Origin of the sequence: Burkholderia sp. Bp9099, assembly GCF_003857805.1 — a bacterium.
Classification (GTDB): domain Bacteria; phylum Pseudomonadota; class Gammaproteobacteria; order Burkholderiales; family Burkholderiaceae; genus Burkholderia.
In genome coordinates this window covers 137,729-150,905 of record NZ_QTPU01000010.1, presented here as the reverse complement: position 1 = coordinate 150,905, position 13,177 = coordinate 137,729, and the positions used below count along the sequence as shown (strand labels likewise).

The 13,177-nt window shown below is 67.1% G+C and carries 13 protein-coding genes and 1 pseudogene; 8 read left to right on the top strand and 6 right to left on the bottom strand.

Translation table 11 applies throughout. The features are described from left to right. Nucleotides 1-296 precede the first annotated feature (296 nt). From DIE17_RS13620 to DIE17_RS13605, 4 genes are read left to right on the top strand one after another with little or no spacing between them, the layout of a single operon-like run. Nucleotides 297-1,139: a transporter substrate-binding domain-containing protein gene (locus DIE17_RS13620; protein ID WP_124529515.1), complete on the top strand. Its 843-nt coding sequence runs from the start codon at nt 297-299 to the stop codon at nt 1,137-1,139. Further along, nucleotides 1,136-1,870 carry an amino acid ABC transporter permease gene (locus DIE17_RS13615; RefSeq protein WP_124920987.1) on the top strand — a complete coding sequence of 245 codons (735 nt, stop codon included), beginning with the start codon at nt 1,136-1,138 and terminating at the stop codon, nt 1,868-1,870. Before DIE17_RS13620 ends, DIE17_RS13615 begins: the two co-directional genes overlap by 4 nt. Then, nucleotides 1,860-2,645 carry an amino acid ABC transporter permease gene (locus DIE17_RS13610; protein ID WP_124920986.1) on the top strand — a complete coding sequence of 262 codons (786 nt, stop codon included), beginning with the start codon at nt 1,860-1,862 and terminating at the stop codon, nt 2,643-2,645. The genes DIE17_RS13615 and DIE17_RS13610 overlap by 11 nt, the downstream gene beginning before the upstream one ends. Continuing rightward, nucleotides 2,632-3,471, top strand: coding sequence for an amino acid ABC transporter ATP-binding protein (locus tag DIE17_RS13605; RefSeq protein WP_124519852.1), 840 nt, complete (start codon nt 2,632-2,634; stop codon nt 3,469-3,471). Before DIE17_RS13610 ends, DIE17_RS13605 begins: the two co-directional genes overlap by 14 nt. Nucleotide 3,472: 1 nt before the next feature. Here the strand turns inward: DIE17_RS13605 and DIE17_RS13600 are convergent, their stop codons facing one another. Both DIE17_RS13600 and DIE17_RS13595 read right to left on the bottom strand, forming a co-directional pair. Then, the gene (locus tag DIE17_RS13600) at nt 3,473-4,804 is read right to left on the bottom strand and encodes an LLM class flavin-dependent oxidoreductase (RefSeq protein ID WP_124920985.1); all 1,332 of its coding nucleotides are present in this window, start codon (nt 4,802-4,804) and stop codon (nt 3,473-3,475) included. Beyond that, nucleotides 4,801-6,168 (bottom strand): MmgE/PrpD family protein, encoded by a 1,368-nt coding sequence (locus DIE17_RS13595; RefSeq protein ID WP_124920984.1) that lies wholly within the window; start codon nt 6,166-6,168, stop codon nt 4,801-4,803. The genes DIE17_RS13600 and DIE17_RS13595 overlap by 4 nt, the downstream gene beginning before the upstream one ends. A 367-nt stretch (nt 6,169-6,535) precedes the next feature. On the opposite strand from DIE17_RS13595, the gene DIE17_RS13590 reads away from it, so the two are divergent. Together DIE17_RS13590 and DIE17_RS37940 are read left to right on the top strand one after the other, a co-directional pair. Then, the gene (locus DIE17_RS13590; protein WP_124519954.1) at nt 6,536-6,742 is read left to right on the top strand and encodes a type II toxin-antitoxin system VapB family antitoxin; all 207 of its coding nucleotides are present in this window, start codon (nt 6,536-6,538) and stop codon (nt 6,740-6,742) included. Continuing rightward, nucleotides 6,739-7,121 (top strand): annotated as a pseudogene (locus tag DIE17_RS37940) (type II toxin-antitoxin system VapC family toxin). The gene DIE17_RS13590 and the pseudogene DIE17_RS37940 overlap by 4 nt, the downstream one beginning before the upstream one ends. Nucleotides 7,122-7,170: 49 nt before the next feature. Here the strand turns inward: DIE17_RS37940 and DIE17_RS13580 are convergent. Further along, a complete protein-coding gene (locus DIE17_RS13580; RefSeq protein ID WP_124487267.1) occupies nt 7,171-7,347 on the bottom strand; it encodes a CsbD family protein in 177 nt (58 codons plus the stop codon). A gap of 236 nt (nt 7,348-7,583) precedes the next feature. Here DIE17_RS13580 and DIE17_RS13575 point away from each other — a divergent pair, with 236 nt between their 5' ends. Beyond that, the gene (locus tag DIE17_RS13575; RefSeq protein ID WP_082088472.1) at nt 7,584-7,730 is read left to right on the top strand and encodes a DUF3096 domain-containing protein; all 147 of its coding nucleotides are present in this window, start codon (nt 7,584-7,586) and stop codon (nt 7,728-7,730) included. Nucleotides 7,731-8,417: 687 nt separating this feature from the next. Further along, nucleotides 8,418-8,717 (top strand): hypothetical protein, encoded by a 300-nt coding sequence (locus DIE17_RS13570; protein ID WP_044844263.1) that lies wholly within the window; start codon nt 8,418-8,420, stop codon nt 8,715-8,717. A gap of 320 nt (nt 8,718-9,037) precedes the next feature. On the opposite strand, the gene DIE17_RS13565 is transcribed toward DIE17_RS13570, so the two are convergent. From DIE17_RS13565 to DIE17_RS13555, 3 genes are all read right to left on the bottom strand, one after another. After that, nucleotides 9,038-10,258, bottom strand: a complete 1,221-nt coding sequence (locus tag DIE17_RS13565) for a M20 aminoacylase family protein (protein WP_409410395.1) — start codon at nt 10,256-10,258, stop codon at nt 9,038-9,040. A 36-nt stretch (nt 10,259-10,294) separates the two neighbouring features. Then, complete coding sequence (locus tag DIE17_RS13560; RefSeq protein ID WP_124920983.1) at nt 10,295-11,764, bottom strand: aldehyde dehydrogenase family protein; 1,470 nt, start codon at nt 11,762-11,764, stop codon at nt 10,295-10,297. Between the two features lie 86 nt (nt 11,765-11,850). After that, entirely contained in the window at nt 11,851-13,176 is a 1,326-nt protein-coding gene (locus tag DIE17_RS13555; RefSeq protein WP_124487269.1) for an FAD-binding oxidoreductase, read from the bottom strand. Nucleotide 13,177 lies beyond the last annotated feature (1 nt).

Below are 13,177 nucleotides of genomic sequence, written 5' to 3'. Positions count from 1 at the left end.
GGGATCGCTGCGTGCGGGCGCAAGCGCCTTTGATTACAAAACGGTAATCGGGCGGTCAGCGTAGCGTGCGGTTGCGAAGCCGTGCGCGGCGGAGTGGGTAACCTGCATAAACCCTCCGCCGCATCGCCATTCCAGCCGCTAGAGCGTCGCCTTCCTCTGCGTAAATCTGAGGACCAGATAACGGTATGAGAATTTCTTGGTTCTTGGATGCGTTCCACATCCCGAAAATACCAGCTCCCGACAACCGGGCGCGCGATGCGCCGCCCCGCGTCGCTCAAACAACGTTCCTCTTTCCCATGTTCAGCCGATCGTTTCGCACTACGTCGGGCCACGCGCTGTGCGTCGCCGCCCTCCTTTCCGTTTTTTCCGGCGTCGCCCGCGCGGACAGCACGCTCGATCGCATCCATCAACGTCACACGATCACAATCGGCGTGATCCTGTCGGGCCCGCCGTTCGGCTCGCTCGATCCCGCGACGCAAAAGCCGGTCGGCTTCAACGTCGATCTGGCGAACGACGTCGCGAAACGACTCGGTGTCGACGTCGAGCTGACACCGGTTCAGCCGTCGAACCGCGTGCAGTTCCTGCAGCAGGGCAAGGTCGACGCGCTGATCGCCAACATGGAGCTGACGACGGAGCGCGCGGAGATACTGTCGTATGCGCCGACGCCGTTCGAATCCATCGGCGGCGCGCTGATCGCGCGCAAGGACAGCGGTATCAAGTCCTGGGCCGACTTGCGCGGCAAGCCGGTCTGCGTGTCGCAAGGCAGCAACTACACGAAGCCGCTCGCGACGGAATACGGCGCGCAGGTGAAGGCCTTCCGCGGCCAGCCGGAATCGCTGCTCGCACTTCGCGGCAACAACTGCGTGGCCGCCGTGCACGTCGCGCCGACGTTGCGCATGCTCGTCGCGCGCAACCCCGACTGGAAGGACTACACGACGCCGCTGTCGACCGACCTGATTCCGTCGCCGGCGGTGATCTGGGTCCGCAAGGGCGAGACCGACACGCAGGGCGCGCTCGACCGGATCGTTCAGGATTGGCACCGCAGCGGCTGGCTGCTCGACGTCGAGCGCAAGAACGGCATGACGCCGTCGCAAGCCGTGCTCGACCTGCACACGAAGCTCAAGGCGCAGCGCACATGACGGTGGCCGCCGCCGTCGATGCGCTCCGCAAGTTCGGCCTCGATTACAGCTTCGTGCTCGCCGCGGACGAACGCGCGTCGTTCGTGCACGGGATGGGCGTGACGCTCGAACTGTCGATCGCGACCGCGGTCGGCAGCCTCGCCTGCGGCGTCGTGCTCGCCGCGCTGCTGGTGTCGCCGAGCGCGGCGCTCGCGCGCCCCGCGCGCGCATTCGTCGAGGTCACCCGCAACACGCCGACGCTCGTGCAATTGTTCTGTGCATTCCTCGTCGTCAACATGCTGATCAGCGCCGCACTGCGCAATCTGGGCGGCAATCCGCTGACGCCGTTCATCTGGAGCGTCATCGTGATCTCGCTGCACAAGGGCGCGTTCCATGCGGAAGCGCTGCGCGCCGGCCTCGAAGCGGTACCGCGCGCAACGCTCGAGGCTGCGCAGTCGCTCGGCTACAGCCGCCGCCAGCGGCTCTGGCACGTGCAGCTGCCGCTCGCGATACGCTTCGCGCTGCCCGCGCTCGTCAACAACCTGGTCGATCTCGTGAAGATGACGACGGTCGCCTCGGCGATCGCCGTCGGCGACGTCACCTATGCGTCGATCATGATCTGGACGCAACGCGACAATGTGCTCGAGTTGATGATCCTGATCCTGCTCTTCTTCGGCGCGCTCACGTTCACGGTCAACTTCGCGGGACGTTGGCTGGAACACCGCCTGAGGATACCCGGCTATGGCCATTGACTTGCACGCGCAGCCCGCACGCCTCGTGCGATGGCGCGCCGTCGCGGCAACCCTGGCCGCGCTGGCCGTCGTCGCGCTGGCCGGCGCGGGCCGCCGTCACCCGACCCTCGTCGCGCTCGCCACGTGGCTGCCAGCGCTCGGCAAGGCGATGCTGGTCAACATCGGCATCAGCGCGATCGCGATCGCGATCGGCACGCTCGCCGGCCTCGTACTCGGCCCGCTGACGCTGTCGCGGCTCGGCATCGCGCGCGTGCTGGCGCGCGCGTACGTGCAGTTGTTCCGCAACGCGCCGCTGCTCGTGCTGATCTATTTTTCGACCTACGTGTTCCCGTTCGAAATCAGGTTCGGCCATGCGTCGCTGCCGTTTCCGGACTGGTTCAAGGTAACGCTCGGCCTCGCGCTGCCCGCGAGCGCGAACTTCGCGGAAATCTTCCGCGGCGCGATCCAGTCGATTCCGCATGCGCAGTGGGACGCCGCACGCTCGCTCGCGTTCAGCCGCGCGCAAGTGTTCCGCTGGATCATCCTGCCGCAATGCGTACGCCGCATGCTGCCGCCGTGGATGAACCTGTATGCGAGCATCGCGATGGCCACCGCGCTCGCGTCGCTGGTCGGCGTGCACGACCTGCTCGACACCGCGCAGGTCGCGAGCAACACCGTCGCGCGAGCCGACTTCACCGTCGTCGTCTATTTCACGGTACTCGGCCTGTTTTTCGCGTACTGCTACCCGATCGCCCGTTTCACCCGCCTTCTCGAAAGACGTCATGCATTCCACTGAAACTCCGCGCGGCGCGGACGAGCCGCTCGTCCGCCTGCGCGACGTGCACCTGTCCTACGGTACGACGCCCGTGCTGCGCGGCATCGATCTCGACGTGCACCGCGGCCAGGCCGTGTCCATCATCGGCCCGTCCGGCTCCGGCAAATCGACGATCCTGCGTTGCATCACCGGGCTGTTGCGGCCGCAGCGCGGCCTGATCGAGGTCGACGGCACGCGGGTCGACCTGCTCGCATCGGAGCGCGACGAAATCGCGCTGCGCAAGCGGGTCGGCTTCGTGTTCCAGCAATACAACCTGTTTCCGCACCTGAGCGTGCTCGACAACCTCGTCGTCGCCCCGGTCCGGATTCTCGGCCGCGATCGCAACGATGCGGTGCGCACCGCACACGCGCTGCTCGAACGCGTGCGTCTCGCGGACAAGGCGCACGCCTACCCCGGCGAGCTGTCGGGCGGCCAGCAGCAGCGCGTCGCGATCGCCCGCGCGCTCGCGATGCAGCCCGACCTGATCCTGTTCGACGAGGTGACGTCCGCGCTCGACCCGGAAACCGTCGGCGACGTGCTGTCGGTGATTCGCGATCTCGTGCGCGACGGCATGACCTGCGTGCTCGTCACGCACGAGATGCGCTTCGCCGAGGAAATCAGCGACGTCGTCTATTTCACCGAGGCGGGCGTGATCGTCGAGCACGGGTCGGCCACGCAGCTGTTCCGCGCGCCGCAAAGCCCGCGCACGCGGGCCTTCCTCGCGCATACGCTCGGCCCGGCCGGCAGCCCGCACGCAAGCCGCGACAGCGCGCCGATCGCACTCGACCTGACGCGCTTCGCGGTCTGACTCAACGCACTGCGTAGCGGCTCGGCGGGCGCGCGAGCCCGAGATGGTCGCGCAGCGTCGTGCCTTCGTATTCGGTGCGGAACAGGCCGCGCCGTTGCAGTTCCGGCACGACATGCGCGACGAAATCGTCGAGTCCGCCCGGGAAATACGGCGGCATGATGTTGAAGCCGTCCGCGGCGCCGCCGTCGAACCACTCCTCGAGCGCGTCGGCGACCTGCGTCGGCGTGCCCCACACGATCCGGTGCCCGCGCGCGCCGGCGACGAGATAGTAGAGTTCGCGCAGCGTGAGGTTCTCGCGGCGCGCGAGATCGGTGAGCAGCTTCGCGCGGCTCTTCAGCTGATCGGATTCGGGCAGGTCGGGCAGCGGGCCGTCGAGCGGATACTTCGACACGTCGTGGCCGAGACGGTCGGACAGCAGCGTCAGCGCGCCCGACGTATCCGTCCATTGCTGGAGCTGCGCATACTTGTCCTTGGCCTCCTGCTCGGTGCGGCCGATCACCGGAAATACGCCCGGCATCACGGCAAGCGCGTCCTCGGCGCGGCCGTATGCCGCGAGCCGACCCTTCAGGTCGCGATAGAAGGCCTGCGCTTCCTCGAGCGTCTGCTGCGCGGTGAACACGACTTCCGCGGTACGCGCGGCAAGCTCCTGGCCGGGGCCCGACGAGCCGGCCTGAATCACGACCGGATGGCCCTGCGGCGGGCGCGACGCGTTGAGCGGCCCCCTCACGTTGAAGAAGCGTCCGGCGTGATCGAGCGTGTGCACCTTCGCCGGGTCGAAATACACGCCGCGCGCCTTGTCCCTGACGAGCGCGTCGTCGTCCCAGCTGTCCCACAGCCCCTTCACGACATCGACGAATTCGCCGGCCATCTCGTAGCGCTGCGCGTGATCCGGATGATTGCCGCGCGTGAAATTCGCGGCGGTGCGGTCATACGAAGTCGTCACGACGTTCCAGGCCGCGCGCCCGCCGCTCAGGTGGTCGAGCGATGCGAACACGCGCGCGATATGGTAAGGCTCGCTGTACGTCGTGGACGCGGTCGCCGCAAGGCCGATGTGCCGCGTATGCATCGCGAGCGCCGACAGCAGGCTCAGCGGCTCGAAGCGCATCGCCATCGACGGATGCGCGTCGGGGCCGCTCGTCAAGCCGTCGGCCAGGAAGACCATGTCGAACTTCGCGCGCTCGGCGGTCTGCACGACGCGGCGCAGCAGATCGAAGTTCTCGCTGCCGGATTCGGCATCGGGATGGCGCCAGCCGGCGACGTGGTGTCCTGCGCCCTGGAGGAACAACCCGAGGCGCATCTGGCGGCGGGAAGGTGTGCTGCGTTCGGTGCTCATGATTGAAGCGACGTAAAGGTGTGGAAAAGTCGGGCAAGATCGGCCGTGCTTCGCATCGTATCGATCAGTTCCGGGACGAACGCGAGTGCGGGATCGTGGGCGGTCGCGTCCGCGAACTTCGCGGCAAGGTCGTCGGCACCGACGAGGCGTTCGGTGCGTTGCCGAAGCGTGTCGCCGTTGCGCAGCGCAATCTCGACGACCGAGAAGCGCGTGGCGGGATCGGTCGACGCGCGCGGCGCCGCGGCATCGTGGCGCCGCGTCACGCGTGCGGCGAGCGCGATCAGGTCGTCGCGCACGGGCACGTCGGCGAACGTCGCGACGCCGGGCGGCCCGTCCGTCAGTGCGGCGGCCACCGCGTATTCCACGCTGAAGCGCGCTTCGAGGCCGGTGGCCGGCAGTCGGTCCGACAGCGGCGTGTCGCCGCCCGGCGGGAACGTGACCACGATGCCCTCGATGTCCGCCGGCGCGATGCGGTGGCGCTCGCGCAGATCGAGCGCGGCCTGCACGGCGTAATGGGTCGCCGTGCAGCACGGCCACGGCTTGAAGTACAGGCCGGGCGACACGATCTGCCACGGCGCGCCCCAGTCGGCCAGCACGCGCGCCGGCTGCGACGCGCCGCCGCCGAACACGGCGAAGAATCCTTCCGGGCCGTCGAGTGCGCCCGGTGCGCCGGTCAATCCGGCCTCGGCGAGCGCCACGGCGAACAGCCCGGCGCGCGCGGCAAGGCCCGCGTGCAACGGCTTGATCTCGCTGCCGAACTGCAGGCGCAGCCCGGCCGATTGCGTCGCGGCGATGCCGAGCGCGTTTTCGGTGGCCGCCGCATCGAGCCCGATCAGACGCGCCGCGGCGGCGGCCGCGCCGAGCGTGCCGAGCGTCGCCGTGTTGTGGAAACCGAGTTCGTAGTGGCGGCTGCCGAGCGCGAGACCGATCCGCGCCATCGTCTCGACGCCGACGACGTAGGCGTCGAGCAGTTCGAGCGCGCTGCGTGCGCGCACCTGCGCGAGCGCGAGCAACGCCGGCAGCAGCACGGTGCCGGGATGGCCGCGCACGCTGCTGTGCACGTCGTCGTAATCGAGCGCATGGCCTGCATAGCCGTTGAGCAGCGCGGCATGTTGCGGCGACGCCGGTATCGCACTGCCGATCACCGCTGCGGCGCCGGTCGAATCGCGACCGCACGCCGCCAGCAGCTTGCGGTAACCGTTGTCGCGAGCGCCGGCGAACGCGGCGGCAAGGAAGTCGAGCAGGCCGCGCCGCGCGGCAGCGATGGCGGGCGGATTGCGCGCGGGCTCGGCGCACGCGATCGCTGCGGCCAGCCGGCGCGTGACGTCGCCGGCCGTGCCGTCGGGATTCAAGTGGGGAGACATGTAAGCCGTTGGAAAGTCGCGAAATGCCGCAACGGGCGGCGCAACCGGGAACCTTCCGGTTCCTGCTCGCATGGGAGCGTTGGATACTAGCGAAGCATCCTTGCGTGCCCAACCAAGTATTCGAGCTTTCGATATCGCGTATTCAGCGTTGCTTGAACGGAGATCGGTGAGTTCGCTGCCATGAGCGGTTCCCCGTACGTAAACAGTGCCGTTGTGTGAACGGGTTTTCGGCGGACTGACCCGGGCCCGGGCCCACAAAACTGCCGCGGTTGAAAGTGAAAAATTCTGGCATGGCGTTTTTATCAACGACTGGACCGCTGCCGAATTGATGCTAAAATTGATGCATAAAGGTATCAAAGGAGTCATCATGCGTACTACTGTTACCGTCGACGACGCGCTCTATGCGCGCGCCCTCGAACTCGCCGAGCCGGGCATGCCGCCGGCCGAGCTGTTCCGGGCTGCACTCGAAACGTTCGTGCGTGTCCAGGCCGGACAACGCCTAGCCGCGCTTGGCGGTCGCGCCCCGGACATGCCGGATGTGCCACGCCGTAACCCGGAGGCGGCTACCCGATGAGCGTTCTGATCGACACATCGGTCTGGGTCGAGCATTTCCGGCGACCGCTACCAGCGCTTATCCAGCTGCTGCGTGTCGATGACGTCTTGACGCATCCATTGGTGATACTCGAGCTGACGTGCGGGACGCCCCCGAACCGCGGGCCCGAACGCTGGGAGATCTCGCGTTATTGCGCCAAACGCGGCTCGCGACGCCAGCCGAAGTAGCGGACTGGATCGAGCGGGAACGGCTGTATGGGCGCGGATGCGGCGCAGTGGATTGCACGCTGCTGGCGTCGGTGCTGTTGACCCCGAGCACGTGGCTCTGGACGCGCGATCGGCGGCTCGCCCAACTGGCGGAGCAATTCGGGGTTCATTACTTACCGCCTGACCTGCATTGAGCGAAGCCAGTGCCCATGGCTTCCAGTTCGATGTCTCCCCGGTCAGGCTCTATTGCCGCTTCTTGAGTCGCTCCTTCGCATCGCCGAATGATGCCTGTGTCTTGCCGACGATCTGTTCGGCCTTGCCCGTCAATCTGTCCGTTGGATTTCCCACGACCTTGCCAACCAGCTCCTTCAGTTTGCCCTTTGCTTCCCTGAGGCGGCCCTTTACCTGATCTCTGTTCATGACGTTGCTCCTTGAAACTGACGGATGCGGGAACTGCGAATGCCCGTCCGGCACGCTGAGCGAATCGCGACGAAAACGTCGGTGCAGGCACGGCGCTTGCGTCGGCTGAAGCGTTCGCGCTTGTGGCCAGCGAGTTGACGGTCGAAGGCTGGACGCTCGCCAGGCTCGCGCGTCTGTAACGGGTGGCGGAGGCAAAGCAGGCTGTGGCCACTCGTTGCCAATCTTGCGGAGGAAGCATGAATATCGTCACTAGCGCCGGCCCGCTGGTTTCGCTGATCGCCGGCATTCTCATCCTCGTGGTACCGCGCCTGCTGAATTACATCGTTGCGCTCTACCTGATCATCATCGGGCTGCTCGGTCTGTTCGGCGGACGTATCCATTGAATTGACATGAGCACGAGATAGCCGGTTACGGACGCGCATCAGTTCCATCGTGACGCCATGCTTGCGTTCACGGCGGCGGACACCGCCAGCGAAATGAGCAACACCTATGCCGTCTGCACGTGGATGCGTAACCGAGAAAGACGACGACATGGCGCGTCTTTCCTTGACGCAATGACTCGCCGCCTCTGCGCCGGGCGGCCTGATGCGGAGAACCGTGATCCCGACGAGTGCGCGCCTTCTCGCAACGCGGCGCAGGGCTTTCCCTTCGGATAGAAGCGAATTCGACCCGACACGGGCATGGCAGGAACGGGGGATTTTCACGCCCCTCGATCGCAAATTCGATTCCTCCTGGTCAGACTTTTCCCCGTTTCCCTCCATTTCGTTTCAATCCGATGTAAGTGTTCCTTTGTCGGATCGGAACCGAAATGACGAGTGCGCCGTATACCTTGTCCGCGTGTGCGTACGCTTCGCGTCATCATGCTCTGCACTCCTTCCCTTTAAGTGTCGCACTGTGCCTCGAAGCGATTGCATGTCAAATCCGCAGCGACGATGACGTCGTGCGTGCCGCCGGATCGGTGCTGGCTGCGAAGCGACGCGGGTGGCGTGGTTGACATAGCAACGAAGCGCCGCCGCTCCGTTTGGGAACGAATCGTGCGCGTTCTCGGGTATTGAATGGAGGACAGCGCTATGAAGCCCATGACCATTGCAAACCGCCGAATTCTGGCGACACTCGTGGCAGGCGGCGCGCTCGTCGCGGCCGGCACGGCCTTCGCGCAAACCTACGTCGTACCGCCACCGAGGTACGAGGAGCCCGCCCCGGCGCCGGGTGTGTCGGTCACGATTGGCATGCACGGCGACCGCTACTGGGACGGCCATCGTTACTGGGAGCACGAGGCGTGGATGCATCGTCATCCACGTGAACGTGATCCGTGGCGCGAACACGAGCACGAGCATGAACACATGCACGAACACGAATATCGTGAATAGTGAAGACGGGCCACCGGAAACTGCGGAGACCTCTCCGGCTTGACACGCTCGTTGCTTGCGCACGGACTTGCCTGATCGCTTCGGACCACTTCAGTCCTGGTTCGTGCGCACGGCGATTCGCCGTCCACCGCGTTCGCTGAACGACCTGCCGAAGGTCGAGCAACCGGCGCGCGCGGTCGGCATGCACGAAAGCGCCTGCCTCGCGCGTTTCGCGGGCAACCTCGGACCGACGATATTCGAGTCTCCGCGGTACGAGCGCCTGCGAATCGCGCGGTTTCAGCCGGATTGGATTCGACGTCGCCCGCCGTTGCGGCACGCACTCACGACGATCGCGTGAAGTAACGCTGTGCCAGGGCGACCCAGTAGCGAACGCCAGCCGGAATGATGTCGTCGTTGAAATCGTACGTCGGGTGATGCAGCGCCGGCGCGGCCGCTCCCGCCGGCGCGTTGCCGATCAGCACGTACGCGCCCGGGCGCTCCTCCAGCATGAAGCCGAAGTCTTCGGACGTCATGTTCGGCGGCACGTCGGGGTGAAGGCGTTCGTCGCCGAACGTGTCGCGAATCACCGCTTCGCAGAGTGCGGTCTCGGCCGGCGTGTTGACCGTCGCCGGATAGTACTGAAAGAACTCGATGTCGACGTGCGCACCATAAGCCGCGGCCAGCCCTTCGCACACGAGCCGGACGTCGCGCTGCAACTGTTGCTGCAGTGCCGACGACAGCGTGCGGATCGTCCCGCGCAACTCGGCGCTGTCCGGAATGACGTTGTCCGTCGTGCCCGCATGGAACATGCAGACGGAAATGACGGCGGGGTCCACCGGATCCTTGTGCCGCGCTGCAATGGTCTGACACTGCAGCACCATCGAACAGGCGAGCGGCACGGGGTCGATGCCCAGGTGCGGCTGCGCCGCATGCGCGCCCTTGCCCGTCACCGTGATCCTGAAGCGACATCCGGCCGCCATGATGGCGCCGGTGCGCAACCCGAACTGCCCGGCCGGCAAACCGGGCCAGTTGTGCATGCCGAACACGGCTTCCGTCGGACATTGCTCGAACAGCCCGTCGTCGATCATCTTGCGCGCGCCCGCGCCGCCCTCTTCCCCGGGCTGAAACACGAAATGCACGGTGCCCGGCAACTGCGGCAGGTCTTTCAGGATGCGCGCGGCGCCGAGCAGCATGACGGTATGCCCGTCATGCCCGCACGCATGCATGACGCCTTGCGCGCCCGATGCGTGCGCGAAGTCGTTGGCCTCCTGGATCGGCAACGCATCCAGGTCCGCGCGGAGCACGATTCCGCGGCCCGGGTCCGCACCCGGCAGGCTCGCGACGACGCCCGTGCCGCCCAGCCCGCGCGACACCGCATAGCCGAGATCTTCAAGCTCGCGGGCGACGACGTCGGCCGTCCTGTATTCCTCGAACCGCAACTCGGGATGCGCATGCAGGTCGCGACGCAAGGTCGCCCAGTGTGCGCAATGGGCTTTCAGGGACGTCTCGGGGAAATCGGGATTATCCAATGTCGGCACCTTCGGAAAGTAGACGGCTTCCATTCTGTACTGCGGCCGCGCTCGCGCGCAGCGGCTGCGTCAATCGTCAAAACCCACGATCGACTTGACCTCCATGTACTCCTCCATCCCTTCGATCCCGTACTCGCGGCCGTTGCCCGACTGCTTGTACCCGCCGAACGGCGCCTGAGGATCCCACGCCGGGTAGTTCAGATGGACCTGCCCCGAGCGCAGGCGCGCGGCCACCGCGCGCACGCGTTCCTTGTCGGTGCCCTGCACATGTGCGCCGAGCCCATAGACCGTATCGTTCGCGATGGCGACGGCCTCGTCGACGGTATCGTAAGGCAGGATCGCGAGGACCGGACCGAAGATCTCCTGCTGCGCGATCGCCATGTCGGTGCGGACGTCGGAAAACACGGTTGGCCGCGCATAAAAGCCGCGGTCGAATCCCGCCGGCCGCCCGGGGCCGCCGGCGATCAGTTTCGCCCGTTCGTCGAGGCCCGCGTCGATCATCTGCGCGACCCGGCCGAACTGCGCGCGATTGGCCAGCGGACCATGCGTCGTCGTGTCGGCGAACGGATCGCCGACGACCAGCTGCTGCGTTGCCGCGACGGCCAGCGCCTCGACGCGGCCCAGCACGCTGCGCGGCACGATCATCCGGGTCGGCGCGCTGCACGACTGGCCCATGTTGCGGAACGCGGCGGCAACGCCCGGCGCGATGGCGCGCGACAGGTCCGCATCGGGCAATACGATGTTCGGCGACTTGCCGCCAAGTTCCTGCGCGACGCGCTTGACGGTCGGCGCCGCGGCCTGCGCGACCAGCACGCCGGCACGCGTCGAGCCGGTGATCGACACCATGTCGACCTGCGGGTGCGACGCGAGCGCCGCGCCCACTTCGGTTCCGCTGCCGCTCACCAGGTTGAACACGCCGGCGGGCACGCCCGCATCGGCGATCACTTCGGCAAACAGCAACGCGCTGAGCGGCGACAGCTCGCTGGGTTTCAACACCACCGTGCAGCCTGCCGCGAGCGCCGGGCCGACCTTCGCCGTGATTTGATAGATCGGCCAGTTCCACGGTGTGATCAGCGCGCACACGCCGATCGGCTCGCGCACGATCGCGGTCGTCCCGCGCCGCGTCAGGAACGGGTAACTGGCCAGATTGTCGCGCGCGACGCGGATATGTTCGGCCGCGAGCGGCACATGGGCGCCGCGTGCGTAATTGATCGGCGCGCCCATTTCCATCGCGAGTGCGAGCGCGAAACGTTCGGCACGCTCCAGCATCAACGCGTGAACGCGGTCGAGCAGTGCGGCGCGTTGCTGCGGCGAAGTCGCGGCCCAGCGCTCGAAAGCATTGCGCGCGGCCTGCACCGCGCGGTCGGCGTCGCGTGCATTGCCGAGCGGGATCTCGCACAGCGTGTCTTCGGTGGACGGGCTGACGACCGCGAACCGGTCGCCGCCGTCAGGCAAGACCCAGTCGCCGTCGATGAAGAAGCGCTCCAGCCTGCCGGCTTCCATCAGGTGACGAACCGGTGAATCGATGGGTGAATGCATTGCGGGGTGTCCTTGAATCGATACCATGCGCCGGCGAACGGCGGAAGCCCGGAGGCCGCCACCGTCGTCCGCGAGACGGCCTCACACTAGAAATCGGCAACCTTGCCCCAGGCGGAATCGGCGAACCGGCCCGGCTGATACGGTACCGGGTCCACGATCGGCGGCGCCCCGGTGGCGAGATCCGCGATCAGGTGACCGGCGCCGGGGCCAATGCCGAAACCGTGTCCGGAAAAGCCTGCCGCCAGGATCAATCCCGGCACGCCCGGCACTTCGCCGATACCCGGGACGCCGTCCGGCGTGCTGTCGACGTACCCGGCCCATGCGTGCGTGATCGTGGCTTCGCGCAGTTCGGGCAGCAGTTCGACGGCACGACGATAGGTTTCGGTGACGGTCGGCATGTCGGGCTTCGGATCGAGGATGCGCACCGCCTCCATCGGGGTCGGCGCATCGAGCCGCCACCGCTTGAGCGTTTCGTGGCCGCCGCGCATGCCCTCGAGGCCGCCCGGCAGCAGATTGCGCCAGCGCTTCGCGAACATCGGCACGAACTGCGGGGCGAACCGCAGGAACTGCGGCGTCACGTCCACGCGCGCGCGGCCGCTGATGGCCAGTGCGTAGCGTCCGTCGTCGCGGCGCGTGACGGACACGCCGGAGGTGTACAGCGCATCCGGCAAGCGCTGTTCGACGGGCGACACGCTCAGGATCGACTGACGGATCGACGCCTGCGGAAAGCGGATGCCGAGCTGGCGGCAGAACGACGACGCCCACGCGCCGCCGGCGAGCACGACCGTCTTCGTCCTGATGACGCCGGCCTCGGTGACCACGCCGCCGACGCGCCCGCCCTCGAGTTCGATCCCGCGCGCAGCACAGTGCTGGTGGACGCTGCCGCCCAGCTTCATCAGTGCTGCCGCCACGGCCGGCGCGGCCTTGCCCGGGTCGGCCGTGCCGTCGGTCGGCGAGAACACGCCGCCCTTCCACTGCCGGCCCGTCACGCGCCCGCGCTCGCCGGCCTGCTTGCTGTCGAGCATGTACGTCGTCACGCCCGCGGTCTTCGCGAAGTCGCCCCAGCTGGCCCAGCGGGACAGCTCGGCCTCGTCATTGCTCAGATACAGCAGCCCGCAGCGATGAAAGCCCGTGTCTTCGCCGGATTCGGCGGCGAATCGTTCCCACAGGTCGATGCTCTTGCTCGCCATCGGCAATTCGCGCGCGTCGCGGTTCTGCTGCCGGCACCAGCCCCAGTTGCGGCTCGACTGCTCGGCACCGATGCGGCCCTTCTCGACCAGCGCGACCGACATGCCGCGCCGGGCGAGGTAGTACGCGGTAAAGACGCCGATGATGCCGCCGCCGATCACGACGACGTCGGCCGAGGCCGGCAGCGTGGGCGAGGTTTCGATAAGGCGCAGCGGAGGGGACATG